We start from the raw sequence: 18,885 nt of genomic DNA, 5'->3' as shown, positions 1-18,885 counted from the left end.
CGCACCTCCATAGGGCGCTGGCCCGACTGTTTCAGGACTCCGCTATGTCGTATCAACTCCCCAGTGACAGCCGGTTCGTCACGGTCGATGGTGTGCGCCTGCACTACCAGGTGCTTGGCCGGGATGCCGGGCGCCTGCCGATCATCTTCACGCACGGCGGCGGGCCGGGCAGTACCGCCTGGAGCAACTTCCGCCTCAGTGCCGATGCGTTCGTGGCCGAGCGGTTGTGCTATTTCGTCGACCTGCCGCAGTTCGGACGCTCCGACATGGTTCCGGTGCAGGGGCCACTGTTCCGTTGGCACGCCGGCAAGCTCGTGGGGCTGATGGATGCGTTGGGCATCACGCGCGCGCATCTGGTCAACCAGTCCTTCGGCGGCTGCGTGGCATTGCGTCTTGCGGCGGATCATCCGCAGAGGGTAGGGCGACTGATCACCATCGGCTCGCAGCCGGTGGACCAGGGGGCTCTGGCGCCGCTGCCGCTGTTCAGCAAGCACGCTGCGACCCTGATGAGCGATTACTACCTCGCCGATGGCGGGCCCACGCCGGACAAGATGCGCCAACTCCTGCAACGCTACGAGCTGCACGACGACAGCCGTCTGGACGAGGAGAACCTGCGCCTGCGCTTCGAGGCCAGCAACAACCCCGAATATATCCGCTTGCTCCAGGCGCCAGGCGCCTTCGGTGAGTGGGAAAACCTGCTGCCGGTGCTGAATCAGGTACAGGCACCGACCCTGATGTGCTGGGGGCTGCACGACTGGTTCGGCAGCATCGACGTACCCATGATGATGCTCAACCGCCTGCCCTGCGGGTATCTCCACGTGTTCGGCAATGCCGCGCACCATCTGCAGACCGAATGCCCGGGCGACTTCAACGCCCTGGCCCTGAGTTTCATCGGAGCCGAATGATGAGCCTACCCAGCGATCTGCATTACCTCGAGATGCACGAGCTCTCGCTGCTGATTCGCAGCCGCAAGATCTCCCCCGTGGAAGTAACCAAGGCCCAGCTGGCACGGATCGAAGTGCTGGATGGCGCGCTGTATAGCTACGCCCGGGTGACTGCCGACCTCGCCCTGGAGCAGGCCCGGCAAGCCGAACAGGAACTGGCCAACGGTATCTGTCGCAGTCCGCTGCATGGGATTCCGCTCGCCTTCAAGGACCTGCTGGACACCGCCGGGGTGGTCACTGCGGCTGGCATGCCGTTGCATGATCGACGCGTTCCACACCAGGACGCCACCGTGGTCGCGCGCCTGCGCGAAGCCGGTGCGGTGATGCTGGGCAAGCTACAGATGACCGAAGGAGCCTTCGCCATCCATCACCCCAGCATCCAGGCTCCGCTCAATCCCTGGGGTGCCAATCACTGGGCCGGTGCCTCGTCCAGCGGCTGCGGCGTCGCTACCGCGGCGGGCCTCTGTTACGGCTCGTTGGGCAGCGATACCGGTGGCTCCATCCGCTTTCCCTGCGCGGCTAACGGCCTCACCGGACTCAAGCCGACCTGGGGACGTGTCAGCCGCTACGGCGCCTTCGAGATGGCCGCCAGCCTGGACCATATCGGCCCCGTCACACGTAGTGCGCGGGATGCGCTGTTCCTGCTCTCGACCATCGCCGGCCACGATCCACTCGACCCGACATCGCTGCCCAGCGTGTGCCTGGAAATACCAGGTATTGACGACAGCTTCCGCGGTTTGCGTGTGGGTATCGACGAGAGCTGGCTCAGCGACGGCGTCGATGCGGAAATCCAGCAGGCGCTGCAACAGGTCATGCAGCTCATTCGCGAGGCGGGCGGCCAGCTACTGCGGGTTCGAATGCCGGATGCCCGCGCCGTGAGCAGCAACTGGGAAATGCACTGCGGTGTGCAGACTGCAGTGGCTCACGCTGACACCTATCCCGCCCGTGCCAGCGAATACGGCCCGGCCCTGAGTCGGTTGATAGACGGTGGTCGTGCGCTGAGTGGTATGGATTACCAGCGCATCCTGCTGGCGGCCCAGCGCTTCACCGGCGAAGTGGATTCGGTGATGAATGGGCTGGACGTGGTCCTGGCGCCGGTGCAGCCCTATGCCGCGCCGACCCATGAGCAGCTTGCCAATCTGGCACTGGATCCTGAGGCCAACCGCCGCCTGATCCAGTTCACCGCGCCGTTCAATGTCAGCGGCCACCCGTGCCTGAGCCTGCCCATCGGGCTGACCGCTGGCGGCTTGCCGATCGGCGGCCAGTTCATCGCACGCAAGGGTGGCGAAGCGGCGCTCTGCCGTGCCGGCATGGCGGTACAGCGTGTCAGTGACTGGCACCGGCTGCGGCCGCAGGGCCTGTAAAGGAGCTATGGGGTGCAATCCGGACAATGCACTATTCGGATTGCGCGAGCGCTCACGGGGGTGACACTTTGCGAGCCTCGATCTGTGGATGAGGAAATTGCGTGAGTGATACCCAGACCACATCAGACTTTCAGCCTCTTCAGTTGCTGCGCTCGCAGGACTTGGATGAGGCCCGGCATCTGGTGGCGTCGGTGTTCTGTGAGCACCGCCTGAGCCTCAACGGGAAACAGCGCCTCAATTACCGCCATGCCCACCAGCGCACCGGCCGTCTGAGCTTCAGCAAGATGAGCTACGGAACGGACGTGACCGTCGCGCCGGACTGCCTCGACAACTTCTATCTTGTGCAATTGCCGATCGGTGGCTGCGACCGTCAGAAGCTCAATGGGCGTGAGGTTCTCAATGATCACCGCCACGCCACCGTTCAAGGGCCCGAGGATGTGCTCGAGATGAACTGGAGCGCCGACTGCCGGAAACTGGTGGTGCGCTTCGATCGTGGGGTCCTCGAACAGCATGCTGCCAGCCTGTTCGGGCGCAGCCTGCACAAGCCCCTGCAGTTTCATCCACTGATGCACCTAGACCATCCGGCATGCATTGCCTGGCGCAACAGTGCGCTGCACACCTTCAACGAGTTGCAGCGAGCTCCCCAGGTGTTCGAGTTGCCACTGATCCGTGAGCAGCTGGAGCAGACCTTGATGACCACGCTTTTGAGCTGGCAGCCGCATGACCTGAGACATCAATTGGGATCTTCCCCGAAGGTGTTACCGCGCCATGTGAAGCTCGCATGCGATTACATGCAGGCCCACGCTGATCGTCCGGTCACCGTGGAAATCCTAGTCGAGCTGACGGGGGTCAGCGGGCGCAGTCTTTTTGCTGGTTTCGATAGCTTCCTGGGGCTCACGCCGATGCGATATCTGCGAGATCTGCGGCTCGACCGCGTACGTCAGGATCTGCTCGACCCTCGGCAGCCGCGCAGCGTGACCGAGGTTGCCACCCGCTGGGGCTTTTTCCAGCTTGGCCGGATGGCGATCGCATACCGCAAGCGCTATGGGGAAAGCCCGCGTGACACGCTGCTGCGCGCTCGCCAATAGACTCGGCCAACACGGCGCCGGGCTCGAAGAGATTCCTGCAGTTTGCGCACAGCGCCTGCGCAATGCGCATATTCGTCCTGGCAGTGCAGCTTCACATTGAAGGCACGGGCGGCACAAGGCCGTCCTTTCCAACGGTATGGAGCGCATCTGTATGAGAACAATCACAATCGTCGGCGCAGGTCAGGCCGGTCTGCAACTCGGGATTGGCCTGCTGCAGCACGGTTATCGCGTCAACCTGATTTCCAACCGCACCGGTGAGCAGATTTCCGCCGGTCGTGTGCTGTCCAGCCAATCGATGTACGACATGGCGCTGGGCTTCGAGCGAGAGCTGGGGCTGGCCCTGTGGGATGATGTTTGCCCGCCGACCCATGGCGTGCACATGCGTGCCGGCAATGGCGAAGGGCTTCTGGTGGACTGGCGTGCTCGCATGAAGGCACCGGGGCAGTCGGTGGATCAGCGGATCAAGATGCCGCGCTGGATGAAGGAGTTCGAGCATCAGGGCGGCAACCTGGTCATTGAGGAAGCTGGCCTGGAGGAGCTGGAACGCTACGCCCAGCAAAGCGATCTCGTGATCGTCGCCGCCGGCAAGGGCGAAATCGGCAAGCTGTTTGAACGTGACGCCGAGCGCAGCCAGTTCGACCGACCCATGCGCACCATCTCGCTGACTTACGTCCACGGCATGCTGCCGCGCACGGACTACAGCGCCCTGAACATCAGCATCAACCCGGGTGTCGGTGAATACGTCAATTTCCCCTGCATCACCCATACTGGGGCCGGCGACATCATCAATCTGGAATGCGTCGAGGGTGGTCCGATGGACCGCTGGCACGAGGTCAACACGCCGACCGAGCATCTTGCGCTTGCGGTTGAGCTGATCAACGAGTTCTTCCCGTGGGAGGCGCCGCGCTGTCAGAACCTGCGCCTGACCGACGAGCTCGGCACGCTGGTCGGACGGCTCACACCCACGGTGCGCAAGCCCATCGGCGTGTTGCCTTCCGGCCGTACCGTGCTGGGCATGGCCGATGTACTGGTGCTCAATGACCCGATCACCGGGCAGGGCTCGAACAATGCCAGCAAGTGCGCCAATGTGTACATGAAGGCAATCCTCGAGCAGGGCGGCGAAGCCTTCGACGATGCCTTCAAGCAAACTACCTTCGAGCGCTATTGGGACTACGCGCAGTGGGTCGCGCGGTTCACCAACACTCACCTGCTGCCGCCGCCTGAGTCCGCCATGCGTGTGTTCGCTGCCTCTGCGCAGGACCCGCGCATTGCCGCCACAGTGGCCAATGCCTTCGACGATCCGAAAAGCCTGACGCCCTGGTATTACGACGTGGAGGAGGCCGAGCGCTTCATCGACAGCTTTGCGCTGGCGAAGGAGGCGTGAGATGAGTCGATATTCAATCAACGCCTCGCGCGTTCTGGCAGCCTCGGTGCTCTTTGCCGCTGCGCCGCTGGCGCTGGCAACTCAAGGTACCTTTCCTCACGGCTATGGCGTGAAATCCGAAGGCATGGGCGGTGTGGTACTGGCGCTGCCTCAGGATTCGCTGGTCGGCGCTTCGAACCCTGCCGGCATGGTCTGGGTCGGCACCCGGGTGGATGCCGGCGTGGCGCTGCTGAAGGTGGACAACGGTGTGGAGTTCGCCGGTGAAACCGTCAGCGGCATCGAGGACAACGACCTTTACATCATTCCGCAGCTAGGCGCCAACCGCATGCTGGACGAGGTGAGCAGTCTGGGCCTGTCGATCGTTGGCAACGGCGTCGGCACTGCCTATGGCAGCGACAGCAACGTCGGCGGGCTGGAGCGCCCCGGCTCGGAATTCCAGCAGATGGTCGCTACCCTCAGTTATGCCCGTCAGTTCGACGAGCAGCACAGCCTCGGCCTGGGACTATTGCTGATCCGGCAACAGCTGGATATCGATGGCACCAGCAGCATCGGCCTGCCCGAAGGCCGCGACGAGTCATACGGCGCCGGTCTGCGGTTGGGCTACATGGGCCGCCTGACGGATGAGTTGAGCCTTGGTGCGAGCTACGCCACGCGAGGCTACATGGGCAAGATGAAGCGCTTCGAGCGGCTGCTTGCCGAAGGCGGCGATCTGGACATGCCGGCCAACTACGGGCTCGGGCTGAGCTACCAACGCGGCGACTGGACCCTGGCGGCTGATGTTCAGCGCATCCTCTGGAGCGACGTCAAGGCCTTTGGCAACCCTGGCGTCAGCCGGGCAGGGGGAGCTCCCGGCGACAGCGACGGTCCAGGCTTCGGCTGGCGCGACCAGACGATTTACCGCGTTGGCGCGGCCTGGGATGCGAGCGAGCAGCTGACCCTGCGTGCCGGCTACAACGATGCCAACCAACTGCTGGACAGTCGCGACGGCTATCTCGGCCTGCTCGCACCAGCAGCCAATCACCGGCACGTCTCCCTGGGAGCAACCTACCGCCTTGCCGCTGGCAACGAGCTGTCCTTCGCCTATGCGCGCTCGTTCAAGGACAAGGTCGACGGTGATGGCCTGGGACCGGACGCGGTGTCCTCGCCCTACATGGGGCAACACTGGCTGTCGTTCAGCTATGGCGTCATGTTCTGAGGAGACCGAGCCGATGATCGAACCAAACGCTTTTCGTCAGGCCCTTGGCCACTTCGCAACGGGCGTTACGGTGGTCACTACCCGTGACGTTGCCGGAGAGCTGATCGGCGTCACTGCCAGCAGCTTCAATACGGTGTCTCTGGATCCGCCGCTGGTGCTCTGGAGCATCGGTCGCAAGGCCTTCAGCTATCCGGCCTTCGCCGTGGCCGAGCATTTTGCCGTGCATGTACTGGGTGATCAGCAGGCGGGTTGGTCCAATCGTTTCGGCCGTGCTTCCGAGGCGAAGTTCGAGGGCCTGCACTACACCGAGGGGTTGGGCGGCGTGCCGCTGTTCGAGGGCTGTCCGGCGCGTTTCGAATGCTGCGTCGAGCACCGATACGAGGGAGGCGACCACCTTATCCTGGTCGGACGGGTGCACAGGATGGATGTCTGTGACGACGAAGCACGCCCGCTCTTGTTCCACCGTGGTCGCTACGCGGGGTTAAGTGCATTGGCAGAGTAATCGGCACGCGGTTCATGCCAGATCGCAATTAATTGCGTTATCCGGATAAGCGCGTAATTGGTCGGAGCGCAGCGTTTGCCGGCGCTGCTTAACCTCGGAACCAGCCCTGCACCGCCTGGCAATGTGCGGTTGATGATTGCCATCGCCCGTTGCCGGGCGGCAACCAACCGTGCTTGAAAAGATGGAGGTTCGGCACTATTCGGATAGTCGACTGCGCACATGGGATAGCTCGGCGCATGTTCTTCTGGCGGACGGCCACATCCACCATCCCCACGTCATCAACCTCCTGCGTCACCTCCACGCAGCCGCAAGGCTGCGCTTCCTACGGCACAGAACACGATGGTGTTGTGCCTCTTCAACGGCAGCCAGGGATGGCTGCTTTTTTTTTCGCAACTTATTTGCGCTTTCGGGATAACCGTGTACCCCATTGGAGCGCGGCTCGGCCTTGTCGCTTCCTAACATCCGGAACAAGACAGCCCGTCTGGAACGCTGGTGGTGCAGCAGTCCACACGCTTCAGCCGGCTTCAAGCAAGTCCCGATTCGGTGGATTCCGTTATGAATGATCAACTGCATCACGTCACCCTCAACTTCGCCGATGGCGTTACCCACAGCTTCAGCGTGCCACGGGGCGCCAACATCCTCGAAGCGGCGATCGCGGCTGAAATGCCTGTGCTTTATCAGTGCCGCTCCGGCGGTTGCTCGAGCTGCATCTGCACATTGAGTGAAGGCGAAGCGGTGACTCAGCCCGGCGCCAGCTCTTCTCTGCTGGGCAGTGAATACGAGGCCGGCCAGCGCCTGCTGTGTGTTTCCCAGGTCAACTCGGACTGCACCTTCGACCTTGGCTACGGCAGCGAGGTGGGTTCCACCGCGGCACAGGAAGTTCATGCCTTCATCGATTCCGTGGAGCGCATCGCCAGCAACGTCGTGAAGCTGACCCTGGAGCTGGCCGAAGGGGAGTGGATGGAGTTCCGTCCGGGCCAGTTCATGCAAATCGTGGTGCCCGGGCTGGGTGTGCTGCGCAGCTACTCGCCGTCGAGTACGCAGGTCGACTTGCCGAAGATGGAATTCCTGATCCGTCTGCTGCCGGGCGGCGCCATGTCCGATTTCCTCGCGAACGAGGCGCAAGCGGATCAGGTCCTGACGCTGAGCGGCCCCTACGGCGCTTTCTTCCTGCGCGAGGAGTACAAGCGCGCACCGCACATCTTCGTTGCCGGCGGCACCGGGCTGGCCCCGATCCTCTCCATGATCGACACCCTGCGCCAGAACAGCGGCCGCAAACCACCGATGTTGTTGAGCTTCGGCTGTGCCGTGCCGGAAGCCTTGTTCTCGCTGGACGATATCGAGCTGCGCAAGCAGTGGCTGCCGACTCTGGAAACCCGCATTTGCGTAGGCCAGGACGCTATCGAAGGCATGCACTTGGGCAGTCCGGTCAGCGTGCTCCACGAGGGCGACGTTACCAGCCCGGATACCGTCGCCTATCTGTGCGGACCGCAGCCGATGATCGATGCCGCCACCGCACGCCTGATCGAGTTGGGGGTGAAGCCGGAAAACATCTTCGCCGAGCAGTTCGTCGCCAGTAATTGAGGGATTACCCATGAAACCAACGACTTCGCTTCCGTTTTCCCCCGAGCAGAGCCAGTGGTACGAACTGGCTCGCGCCAAGCTCGATCCCAAGCGCCTGCAGAAACTGCTGTTTCAGCTGACCAATATTCACAGCCCCACTGGGGCGACCCGCGAGGCCAGCGAGTTCATGCGTCGGCACATGCAGTCAATCGGCATGAAGGCGCGTTACTACCCGATGAACGAGATCACCGGCAACGCGCTGGGCGAGTTCAAGGGCAGCGGCGGCGGTGCGACCGTGTTGTTGTACGCGCCGATCGATACGCACCTGGACCGCACGCCGGGCGAGGAAGTCCTCACCGGTGACGGCCAGGAAGCCGATCTGCAGCCCTACGCGCAGATGGTCGATGACTGGGTTTTCGGTCTCGGATCGTCCAACCCCAAGGGGATGATTGCCACCCTCACCGAAGTGTCCACGGCCCTGATCGAGGCTGGCGTTCCGCTCAAGGGCGACCTGCTGCTTGGCATGGCCGACGGCGGCATGCCGGTAGACATCAGCGAGCGTAACGCCGGCATGTCCAACGGCGTGATCCACATGCTCAACCGCGGCATGTACCCGGACTTCGCCATCATCATGAAACCCTGGAACTGGGTGTACCACGAGGAGCCGGGCATGGCCTGGTTCAAACTCAAGGTCAAGGGCACCCTAGGCTACGCCGGTGTGCCGCATGACATTCCGGGTTTCCGCAGCTCGGTGGTGCCCTCGGCCACCGTGATCCATGAACTGCAGCAGTGGATCCTGCAGTACACCGAGCGCAACACCAGCGGCGTGATCCAGCCCCATGGCTGGATTGCCGGCGTGCGCGGCGGCCAGGTCGAGCGCCCGGCCTTCCCCAGCGCGGTCACCGAAATCTTCTTCGATGTACGCGTCAATCCGCGAGTAAGTCCGGCCAGCGTCAAGGCGCAGTTCGCCGAGTTCGTTGCCGATCTTAGTGCGCGCTTCCCCGATCTGGATCTGGACTGGGAGCAGTACGGCTCGGTGCCGGGCGGCACCACCGATCCAGAGAACTGGATCATCCAGTCCTGCAAGCGCGGCTGGGAGTTCATCGAACAACGTCCCCATGGCCAGCCGGACATGCTCGCCGGGCAAACCGATGGCGCCGCGCTACGCCGCTACGGCGTACCCACTGCGCGTATCGGCTGGCCGTGGCCTGCGACCGGGGCGCCGTTGCCGGTGGCCGAAGGTCTCGGCGGCATGGGCGCTACCTACGTTCCGGACCTCATGCCCTGCGCCGAAAAGATCCTCTACGCGCTGATCGACACCCTGACCCGCCCGCGCCACGAACTGGGCCTGTGAAGGAGCAGACGATGAACAAGCGCATCAAGATGATATTTCCGGTACCGATGAGCGAGGCCACTCGCCCGCTGGTGGAGTCGCAACTGCCGGCTGAGCTGCTGCGCGCAGATATCGACGTCAGTTTCGTCGGCGCCGGCCAGGTGATGACCCTGGCCGACAGCTATTACGACATGGCGCTGATGGAGCTCGCCGTGATCGAAGCCGGCCTCAAGGCCGAGGAGGAGGGGTTCGATGCGGTGTGCATCAACACCGTCAGCGACTCCGGCCTCGCTGCGCTGCGCTCGCGCCTGTCGATTCCGGTGCTGGCGCCTGGCATCGCTGCCTTCCACACCGCCAGCATGCTGGGCCACAAGTTCAGCATCCTGACGATGTGGCCGCGCTGGTACCCGCTGTACCGCAAGACCATCAAGGAATACGGACTGGAGTCACGCCTGGCGTCGATCCGTTCCATCGACGTTCGCCCGGATACCGAGGCGCTGCTGCAGGGCAAGGAAGACATCGTCTTCGGGAAATTGCTCGAGGCGGGGCTGTGTGCCATTGAGGAGGACGGTGCCGACGTCATCGTGCTGGGCTCGACCACCATGCACCAGTCCCATGCCTACCTTGCCGAGCACTTGCCCGTACCAGTGCTAAACCCCGGGGTTATCGCCTACAAACAGTGCGAAATGCTGCTCGACCTTGGCTTGTGCCACAGCAAGGTCGCGTTCCCCAGCCCTGAACAGAACAAGGACACCGCCTTCATGACGCAAGGCCGAGCCTAGGAGTGCCTCGATGAAAATGTTCGAATCCGCCGAGGCCCATGCCATCAGCGACCTGACCATCGCCGAAGCCGCCGCTGCATTCCGCGACGGCGTGCTAACCAGCACCGAGTTGGTGGAAGCGTGCCTGGAACGCTGCGAAGACGGCAGCGAACTGAACGTATACGTAACCCTCGATCGAGAAGGGGCGCTGGCGGCCGCGCAGGCTGCCGACGCAGCGCGCAGGACTGGCGAGCCACTCAAGCCTCTGAGCGGCATCCCGATCGTGATCAAGGACAACATCCACTGCGCCGGACTGCCTTGCACTGCGGGCTCGCCGGCCTTCGCCGATTTCGTGCCTGCCGAAGATGCGCCCACGGTGCGCAAGCTGCGCGAGGCCGGCGCGATCATCCTCGGCAAGACCAATATGCACGAGCTGGCCTTCGGTGCGACGGGCTACAACGGCGCCTTCAATACGGGGCGCGAAGTGGGCGTGCGCAACCCGTACGACAGCACGCGCATCGCCGGCGGTTCATCTTCAGGTAGTGCGGCCGCCCTGGGGGCGCGCATGGCACTGGCGGCGCTGGGTACCGATACCGGCGGCTCGATGCGCATCCCTCCGGCGCTCAACGGGTGCGCCTCGCTGCGACCTAGTCAGGGGCGCTACTCCGACCGCGGCGTGATTCCCATCGCCCGCAGTCGCGACACCGTCGGCCCGATGGCCCTGTGCATGGCTGATGTTGCGCTGCTCGACGGATTGATCACCGGCGATTGTGCGCTGCCGTCGATCCGCCTTGGCGAACTGCGCCTGGGGATTCCGGCCGAATGCTGGCAGAACCTGGATGACGATACCCGGCAACTGGCCAATGCCGCACTGGACAAACTGGGTGCCCACGGCATCCAGCTGGTTCCCATCGAGGAGGCCGGCCTGCTGGCATTGAACGAACCTGTCGGCTTTTCGGTGGTTATCCACGAGGCATACGACTGCATGGTCGAGTACCTGCGCGAGTATGGCCACGACATGACCATCGAACAGGTCGCCGAGAAGCTGCACAGCCCCGATGTGCGCTACATCTACGAGAACTGGGTGCTGCCGCGCAAGCTGCCCGTCGGCGACCAGCTGGTGGATGTCTCGCCGCTTTACAAGGCAGCCCAGAACGGCGGGCGTCAGGCGCTGCGCGAACGCTACCAGGACCTGTTCGAATCCCATTGCCTCGACGCGTTGCTGTTCCCTACCACCGCCGTGGTCGCCCCGCTGGCGCGCGAAGAGGTCAACCAGCCGGCGAATTTCGAGCGCCTGATCCAGAACACCGAACCTGCCGCCAGCGCCGGGCTGCCGTGCATCCAGATTCCTGTCGGGCTCGGCGAACGCAGCGGTCTGCCGGTGGGCATGGAGCTGGACGGGCCGCCGTTCAGTGATCGCCGCTTGCTGGCCATCGGGCAGCTTTTGGAAGGAATTTTTGGTCGCGTGGCGCGTGCCTGAAACGGGAGAAGTGTTATGAGTGAGAAAAACAGCTGGTGCGGCAAGGTGGTGATCGTGACGGGCGGTGCCAGTGGCATGGGGCGGGACGTGTGCCTGGCCCTGGCGGCGCAGGGTGCTCGCCTGGTAATTGGCAACCGTGGCGTCGAGGCCGGTCAGGCGCTGGTCGAGGAGATTCGCGGCCTGGGTGGCGAGGCACTGTTTCGTCCAACCGACGTTTCCCGCCCCGAGGATTGCGAAGCGCTGGTGGCGCTGGCTTTGGACAGCCATGGCCGGCTCGACGGCGCGTTCAACAATGCCGGCCTGCAGCGCGCTTTCAATACCGTTCACGTGACTCCGGTGGCCGATCTGAGCGAGGTCATCGACATCAATCTCAAAGGCGTGCTGTACATGATGAAGTACGAGACGGCCGCCATGCTCGCCTGCGGAGGCGGCTCCATCGTCAACAACGCCTCCATCTTCGGCCTCAAGGCGATGCCCGAGACGGCCTATTACGTTGCGTCCAAGCACGGCATCGTCGGTGCCACCCGGGCCGTGGCGCTGGATTACGCCAACCAGGGCATCCGCGTGAACGCCGTGTGCCCGGGACCAATCAAGACGCCCAGCTTCGACCGGGTTACCGGCGGCGACGACCACCTCTACGACGAAGGGGTGCCCATGCGCCGTATCGGCCAAGCGGCGGAAGTGACTGCCGCAGTGCTCTGGCTGCTGTCCGACCAGTCCTCCTACGTCACCGGAACGACGCTTTCGGTGGATGGCGGCATGTCGGCGCAATAGCCATCCCGATAATGGGAATGATCACACGGAGAACAACAAGATGATCAACGCGTTGAGTTATGTGGTGGTGCAGACACCGCATCTCGAGGCCTGGGTAGACCAGGCGCGTGACCCGATCGGCCTGCAGGTCGAAGTCGTTCAACCTGGAAATTGCGTGCGGCTGCGTGCCGATGAAAAGGTGCAGCGCCTTCTGGTCAGCAGAACCGAAGGCGAACCCAGCATGGGCATGGGGTTCGAGGTGGCGGACGGCAGCGATGCCGAGCGCATCCGCGTCGCCCTGGAACAGGCCGGTTACGCGACCACCGAAGGCAGCGAAGAGGAACTGCAGCTACGCGGTGTCACCGGCATGTTCCATTTCCGTGACCCCGACGGGGTGCGGATCGAGGTCTGCCATGGCCTGGCCGATGCCGAGAGCCCCTTTGTGCCGGGGCGTCCCATCGGCGGTTTCCGCACCGGCGACTTGGGCCTGGGCCACGTGGCGCTCATAACCGAGCATTTCGACGAACTCAGCCACCTGTACCGCAACATCTTCGGCTTCAAGGTTAGCGACTACACCCACGCGCCTTTTCGCGTGGAGTTCCTGCACTGCAATCCGCGCCACCACACCATGGGGCTGGCCCACACCGGCGGCCCGGCGAAGATCTACCACCTGATGCTCGAGTACAACGATTTCGACGACGTGGGCCGTGCCTACGACGTGGCGCTGACCAACCCGGACAGCATCGGCGTGACGCTCGGCCGCCACATCAATGACCATGTCACCTCCTTCTATCTGAAAAACCCCGACGGCTGGATGTTCGAGCTGGGCTGGGCCAGTCGCACGGTTGGCCCGGACTGGCAGGTCGAGGAACTGCAAGGCATGAGCCTGTGGGGGCATGACCGCACCTGGCTGCCGGACCACAAGCGCGAAGAAGCCCGGCAGATCCTCAAACGCCTGGCTGCCCAGGGCGTACGCGCCCCGGTCATCACCACCACCCAAACCGCGAAGGCCAGACAATGACTGCCAATGCTTCCCCGGAAATCGCCAACAGCCTGCGCATTGGCGAATGCACTCTCAACTACCACGACCAGGGTGAAGGCGATGCCATCCTCCTGATTCACGGCTCAGGTCCCGGCGTCACCGCCTGGGCAAACTGGCGCGGTGTGATTCCAACACTATCCCAGCGAGCCCGCATCATCGCGCCCGATATGCTGGGCTTCGGCTATACCAGCTGCCCCGGCGACTGGAAGCTGGATCCGGATACCTGGGTGCAATCGCTGGTGGGGCTGCTCGACGCGCTGGATATTCCGCGTGTCTCCATCGTCGGCAATTCCTTCGGCGGCGCTATTGCTCTGGCGTTCGCCAAATCTCATCCGCAGCGCGTCCAGCGCCTGGTGCTGATGGGCGCAGCGGGGCTGCCGTTCCCCATCACCGAGGGTCTGGACAAGGTCTGGGGTTACCAGCCGTCGTTGCAGGCGATGCGCGAGCTGATGGAGGTCTTTGCCTACGACCACGGCCTGATCAACGACGACCTGGTGCGCATGCGCTACGAGGCGAGCATCCGCGACGACGTACAGACCCGTTTTGCCCAGCTGTTCCCGGCGCCCCGGCAGCAGGGCGTTGAGATGCTCGCCTTGGCGGAAGCGGACCTGCGTTCATTGCCACACGAGACGCTGCTGATCCATGGCCGTGACGACAAGGTGATCCCGCTGGAAGTCTCCGATCGCATGCTGCGCCTGATCCCCCACGCGCAGATGCACGTGTTTGGCGAATGCGGTCATTGGGTGCAGATCGAGAGGGCCGCTGCATTCACTCGCCTGTTGGTTGATTTCCTTATTGAACAGCCTGCCTCCACAGGAGCATGAACATGAATCGAGACACCATAAAAGGTCGCTGGAACATCCTGGCTTGGGAGCAGCTGTACGACGACGGCCGCGTGGTTCAGCCAATGGGCACCGAGCTAGAAGGCTTCATTGAGTACAGTGATTACGGCATGTTTTGCGTAGTTGCCAAGAAAGGTCGCGAATCTTTCGCCACTGGCGGTCAGTGGTCCGCGGAGGATGTCGAGAAGGCCGCTGCCTACAGCAGCTATTTGACCTACGCAGGCGATTACGACGTAGAAGGCAGAACCATCACCCACAAGGTTTTCTACAGCATCTTCCCAAACTGGGTTGGAGGCACCCAGAAGCGCACGGCCGTGCTGGATGGTGATGTGCTGTCGCTTACCGCCCGACTGGAGGACGGCACTCCGGAAGCTCGCACTGCACGTCTGCGCTGGAAACGTGCCGAGCTCGCCAGCTAGGCCAATAAGCAAAGCTCGGCACGTTTACAAGGAGCCGGAGCTTTGCTGCCTTTGTTCTTTCCTCGGCGTACAGCTGGTGCGCTGACGGTCACTCTAACTTGGGGCCCGCGGTATCCAGTGGCGTTCTACGCGGGAACCGCTAGCCTATGGTTCGCCTGCTGTAGATGAACCATAATCCATGCGCTTTTGTTGGTGCAATCTTTAAGCGTGCGTCGGTTGCCGGGCATTAGTAAATGAAAGGCTACCAAGACAGTAAAGATTTGAAGTGAGCAGCCTTCAAGTTAATCAGGCGATCTACAATAAAGCTAACGTCTAACCGAGTCGCATTGAAGCCAATTTAGTCAATTAAACGTCTTTATCTATAGCGCGCCTCGGTTGCATGCGGCATTTGATTAGGAATGCAATGGCGGGACATTAGCTCTTGCACGCTTACCGTGGCGCATTGAAATCCAAAATATCCAGTTGCTCGCTCAGCCAGCGATATGCCTGATATGTGCTATTAAATTTACGAACTAGGGTGCGTACACCTTTATCTATGTTACAGTCGCGGAGCGTGAAGCCAAGACCTTCTTCGTCGATTTCGTAGGTCTTTGCTTTCATATCGCCGAGCTGCATCGCAAGCAGCCTAACGTCATCGAGTGAGTGAATGGGGGCGATGCTGTGCTTGCGCACGTAGGAGCGTACCTTCTCTGAAAGCTCATTGAAGTCATCTTCATTAATGCGGTGGACTATATCATCTGAATCTGGGATTTGCTCCGGATAGTCATCATCAAGTGATACGTAGTGTTCCACACCGTGAATGCTTGCTACCAGGTATTGACCGCCGACTTCGTCGCGCTCGCGGTTAAGAATTAGGATAGACATGTTTTTTCCTCAGGTTGTTGTTCTGTTTATTATTCTAAGTTGCTCCGATTTAAAAAGGCAATAGGCTATACTGTATTTTTATACAGCTCATGGTTAACGCCCCGGAGGCCGTTCGGCTGGCTATCTAGTAGAGTGTCCGACCCAAAACCCATAATTTAAAAGCGGCATAAGCAGTATGTCGTGGGCAGTGGTGTCTTGGTAACCGATTGCGCCAGTCCATCGCCGGCACAGGCTGTGAGCGCAATTTAAAATTACTCTACCTGGTTCTCGCATTTTAAAATGTGAATCGGCTGAAAGAGTGGAAGCACCTGCTCATACCCAGCGCTGTTCAGTCGGTCTATGTGCTGCTCCCGGTGGGTCGTCTTGTGGGGTCAGGTAACATGGTTCGTCCTTGGCCAACGAACCAAAGTCCAGGGCGCGATATAGAAAAGGATAGGGATTTTGGGATTTGCAATCTTGGGCTTGTGGGTTATATAAAAAATAATATTCTGGTTGTTGTTTTTTGGTTTTCGTATTTGCAATAATTAATCGTGTGGCATGTGTCGCGCAGATAATAATAAGAAGATAGTTATGAATACAGATACTCAAAGCGCCTACGTCGGTTTGGCCAGTAACTTCTATGCAACTCGAATGCAGGGCGTTGAGCTTAATGAGCTCAATATTATTGGTGCTTTGCTACGGGCTGCCCCTGATTACCGCCCGGATTATTACCGGCGCTTACGTAACGCTTTGGCGTTTGATCAAAAGCGTCGAGGCAATTTCTGGGCTGCTCAAGAAATCAATCGGACGCTAAATCCGGTCACCGTGTTGGGTCTTCCGCGCAAGCAAAAGCAACAACGTCCGCAAAAGCTTTCTACCGCTGATTTTGAGGCGTGGCTCCGATATTTAGCTGAACGAGATATGCCTGTTGAAGCGGGCGCTTTGATGGTGATATCTCTTACCGGAGCGCGCCCATGTGAGCTTAATGGCATTTCTATCGACGGCCGGCGCATCCATGTATCTGGTGCAAAGCTTAGCCACAACGGTTTACGCGGCGCTAGCCGAACGCTCGAGGCTGACGATGGTGTCTGTAACATCTTGAGAGATGCTCTCGCTGCTTTTAAATGTCAGCCGCGCAGTATGGACTCAATACGCGTTGCGCTTCACCAAGTCGCTACTGAGCTATTCGGTAGGAGGAAGGTGCCGAGCATGTACACGCTTCGTCACCAGTTCGGAGCAAATTTGAAAGCTTCAGGCATGTCTGCGGTTGAGATGGCGTATGTCATGGGTCACCAGGCGACCGATTCGATTAGCCGGTACGGCGATAGACGAACCGGACGAGCAGAGGCTGTTAAGGTGAAGCCCGCAAGTGATGCTGATTTCTCAAAGGTGAGAGATACAGTGCCCACGCGAATGCGTGCGGTTGAGCTGGCCCTTAGTGTTAAGCGAGACAGAGAGCGTAGGTCGGAAATCGCCGACGGCTGAGGTACCTCCTGATGGTTTGACCTTTCAGATGTAGCTCGGCTGATGGCCTGTGAGGCAATAGGAGTGGTCTCGTGGCTACCTATAGTTTGAGCGCTTTGCAGCGCTCACGCCGGAAATTCATGCGTATCTATTGGGTGGCTGGGCTACGAAAGTGGAGGCCCACGGGCAGCTTCCGGCCAAAAGCAGCCGCTGGCGGAAGCCCTGCTCAGACAAGGGGGCTCGCTCATATAGCCTCACTATGAGGCCCGGAAGCGTCTACGCAACTAGGGCGATTCAATCCTAGGAGGAAGGCCTCACAGGATTTCGACCTCGCTCTCCTGAAGCCAGCCAGCAGCAACAACGTTTCGCTTGGCGAGTGTAGGCTGGGGTGTGTATACGACAATCGCCAGGCTCTTTTCAGCCCGACTACATGTCACGTAAAGCAGCCTACGAGTACGTGCTAGTGCGTTGTCCTTGCCGTCACGCTCGTTGTCCCGGTCAGTCTTTGTTGGTTCTTTTACACCCAGCAATTTGTCGTAGCTGAATAAGAAGCCGCCTGCCTCCTCATCGTTGATGACGACCATGACTCGTGGAAACTCCAGCCCCTTTACCCCTTGATGTGTACCGTAGGGTGAAAGGCCATCCGCATAACTCGCAAAGGCTGCCAGCTCCGAAAATGGACGCTCAAGGAATAGCTGGTAGGCGTAGTTGGTCATCGCGTTCGTATCTTCAGGATCTGGAGCCTCACTAGGGGCTCCCAACACCATTGCCCCAACCAGATTGTCAGGAACATCAAGCAATTGGGTTTGCAACAAAAGCGTTGCGACCTCGCTCAGTGTTGGATCGTTTTTTTCGAAAAGAGAGAGCAGGGCATGCGTCGCGTCCTCTACACGCTGCATGTGGGTCGATTGATCCTCTGTTGATTGTATTGCATCCTTTCTGAGCAAGGGAGAGCGAGAGCGTACGGCTTCAAGCAGAAGGAAGTGATCATCCTTTGCGGTAAGAATGGGAAGAACGCCTTCGCTGAAAACGCGAAGTGCGGGCAAGGTTCCATCCAGCAAGCCTGTTTGAAGGTGCTCAATCGCGTATAAGGGCGTGAACAGCTTTTCGAACCCCATCCGCCGTCCAGCCATCTTATGTTCGAGGATCAAGGTTTTTCGGCCTTCAGGACCGGTAGCCCATTCGCCGTCGTCGGTGATTGCAGCCATCGACTGAGCGATACCTTCCTCAAGAATTGGTGCCTGTTCTTGGCTTTGACTAATGCAGTACATGCGCACTACACCTTCAATGGCATCGGGCTTCGGGGTCTGCTGATGGGTGTCTGCAGCGCTTCGAATCACGTTGATAAGATCTACTACCCTACGAGGACAGCGGCGATTAACGATCTTTTCAGGTTTCAGCCAGTCATCCGGTATCGCTTTATCAAGGCGCGTTACTCCATGGCCGTAAATCTGTTGCATGGTGTCGCCCAGTAGTCCCAGGCAGAAGCGTGCCTGCGCCAATTGCTGGACTTTCAGAAAAGCCTCCATTACTGGAGCGTGGGTGTCCTGGCTTTCGTCGATCAATACAACTGGGTAGCGGTCTACTAGAACATCCAACAAAGGGCGTTCAGGAGCGAATGCTGCAGTTAACTTGATGACCTCATCGTGATTGAGAGCTTGCCGCTCTCTGTTGTCACCTGTGGGGCTGTAGATGAACTTAGTAATCTCGTCCAGAGTCTCAAGTCTGCGTATTTTGCTTTGTAGCTTCCGTCGGTTTGCTCGAGATGTTTTATTGTCGCCTCTCGAGCGTGCTAGCTCGCCCTCGATCTTCTCAATGTCCTGGGCAAGTTTGAATCGCCCCGGATTTCTTAGACACTTTCCAGGCTCAGTAAATGTCGCTTCTCAAACTCTACCGGTGACAGCTGGT

17 protein-coding genes are annotated in these 18,885 nt (G+C 60.6%); 15 read left to right on the top strand and 2 right to left on the bottom strand.

All coding sequences use genetic code 11. From position 1 onward, the window contains the following. Positions 1–44 precede the first annotated feature (44 nt). The 14 genes from N8H22_RS00085 to N8H22_RS00020 all read left to right on the top strand — a co-directional run bounded on the left by N8H22_RS00085 (position 45) and on the right by N8H22_RS00020 (position 14,670). The gene (locus N8H22_RS00085) at positions 45–905 is read left to right on the top strand and encodes an alpha/beta hydrolase (protein WP_264588621.1); all 861 of its coding nucleotides are present in this window, start codon (positions 45–47) and stop codon (positions 903–905) included. Next, positions 905–2,308 carry an amidase gene (locus N8H22_RS00080; RefSeq protein WP_264588620.1) on the top strand — a complete coding sequence of 468 codons (1,404 nt, stop codon included), beginning with the start codon at positions 905–907 and terminating at the stop codon, positions 2,306–2,308. Before N8H22_RS00085 ends, N8H22_RS00080 begins: the two co-directional genes overlap by 1 nt. Positions 2,309–2,409: 101 nt before the next feature. Next, entirely contained in the window at positions 2,410–3,396 is a 987-nt protein-coding gene (locus N8H22_RS00075) for an AraC family transcriptional regulator (protein ID WP_152414092.1), read from the top strand. A gap of 151 nt (positions 3,397–3,547) precedes the next feature. Further along, entirely contained in the window at positions 3,548–4,780 is a 1,233-nt protein-coding gene (locus N8H22_RS00070; RefSeq protein ID WP_264588619.1) for a styrene monooxygenase/indole monooxygenase family protein, read from the top strand. Between the two features lies 1 nt (position 4,781). Then, positions 4,782–5,975: an outer membrane protein transport protein gene (locus tag N8H22_RS00065; RefSeq protein ID WP_264588618.1), complete on the top strand. Its 1,194-nt coding sequence runs from the start codon at positions 4,782–4,784 to the stop codon at positions 5,973–5,975. A gap of 13 nt (positions 5,976–5,988) precedes the next feature. After that, entirely contained in the window at positions 5,989–6,477 is a 489-nt protein-coding gene (locus N8H22_RS00060) for a flavin reductase family protein (RefSeq protein WP_009868035.1), read from the top strand. 555 nt (positions 6,478–7,032) lie between these two features. Further along, positions 7,033–8,061 carry a ring-hydroxylating dioxygenase ferredoxin reductase family protein gene (locus tag N8H22_RS00055; RefSeq protein ID WP_009868036.1) on the top strand — a complete coding sequence of 343 codons (1,029 nt, stop codon included), beginning with the start codon at positions 7,033–7,035 and terminating at the stop codon, positions 8,059–8,061. A 10-nt stretch (positions 8,062–8,071) separates the two neighbouring features. After that, the gene (locus tag N8H22_RS00050; protein WP_009868038.1) at positions 8,072–9,394 is read left to right on the top strand and encodes an acetylornithine deacetylase; all 1,323 of its coding nucleotides are present in this window, start codon (positions 8,072–8,074) and stop codon (positions 9,392–9,394) included. 11 nt (positions 9,395–9,405) lie between these two features. Continuing rightward, positions 9,406–10,155 (top strand): aspartate/glutamate racemase family protein, encoded by a 750-nt coding sequence (locus N8H22_RS00045; protein ID WP_009868041.1) that lies wholly within the window; start codon positions 9,406–9,408, stop codon positions 10,153–10,155. A 10-nt stretch (positions 10,156–10,165) separates the two neighbouring features. Further along, a complete protein-coding gene (gene iaaH, locus N8H22_RS00040) occupies positions 10,166–11,614 on the top strand; it encodes an indoleacetamide hydrolase (RefSeq protein WP_009868043.1) in 1,449 nt (482 codons plus the stop codon). A 15-nt stretch (positions 11,615–11,629) separates the two neighbouring features. Continuing rightward, positions 11,630–12,388 (top strand): glucose 1-dehydrogenase, encoded by a 759-nt coding sequence (locus N8H22_RS00035; protein WP_009868045.1) that lies wholly within the window; start codon positions 11,630–11,632, stop codon positions 12,386–12,388. A gap of 40 nt (positions 12,389–12,428) precedes the next feature. Continuing rightward, on the top strand, positions 12,429–13,388 hold the full coding sequence (locus N8H22_RS00030) for a VOC family protein (RefSeq protein ID WP_009868047.1): 960 nt from the start codon (positions 12,429–12,431) through the stop codon (positions 13,386–13,388). After that, complete coding sequence (locus tag N8H22_RS00025; protein WP_009868050.1) at positions 13,385–14,233, top strand: alpha/beta fold hydrolase; 849 nt, start codon at positions 13,385–13,387, stop codon at positions 14,231–14,233. The genes N8H22_RS00030 and N8H22_RS00025 overlap by 4 nt, the downstream gene beginning before the upstream one ends. Positions 14,234–14,235: 2 nt before the next feature. Continuing rightward, positions 14,236–14,670 (top strand): lipocalin-like domain-containing protein, encoded by a 435-nt coding sequence (locus N8H22_RS00020; RefSeq protein ID WP_037019955.1) that lies wholly within the window; start codon positions 14,236–14,238, stop codon positions 14,668–14,670. Between the two features lie 429 nt (positions 14,671–15,099). On the opposite strand, the gene N8H22_RS00015 is transcribed toward N8H22_RS00020, so the two are convergent. Then, positions 15,100–15,534, bottom strand: coding sequence for a hypothetical protein (locus N8H22_RS00015; protein ID WP_191833950.1), 435 nt, complete (start codon positions 15,532–15,534; stop codon positions 15,100–15,102). Between the two features lie 570 nt (positions 15,535–16,104). On the opposite strand from N8H22_RS00015, the gene N8H22_RS00010 reads away from it, so the two are divergent. Further along, entirely contained in the window at positions 16,105–16,998 is an 894-nt protein-coding gene (locus N8H22_RS00010; protein ID WP_076545176.1) for an integrase, read from the top strand. Positions 16,999–17,291: 293 nt separating this feature from the next. Here N8H22_RS00010 and N8H22_RS00005 read toward each other — a convergent pair whose 3' ends face one another. Then, positions 17,292–18,785: a UvrD-helicase domain-containing protein gene (locus N8H22_RS00005; protein ID WP_346658367.1), complete on the bottom strand. Its 1,494-nt coding sequence runs from the start codon at positions 18,783–18,785 to the stop codon at positions 17,292–17,294. Between the last annotated feature and the right edge of the window lie 100 nt (positions 18,786–18,885).

It is taken from the genome of Stutzerimonas sp. S1 (assembly GCF_025966695.1).
In the GTDB taxonomy this organism is placed as follows: Bacteria; Pseudomonadota; Gammaproteobacteria; order Pseudomonadales; family Pseudomonadaceae; genus Stutzerimonas.
Note: the sequence above shows the minus strand (reverse complement) of the source record. Positions and strands in the feature narration are given on the sequence as shown.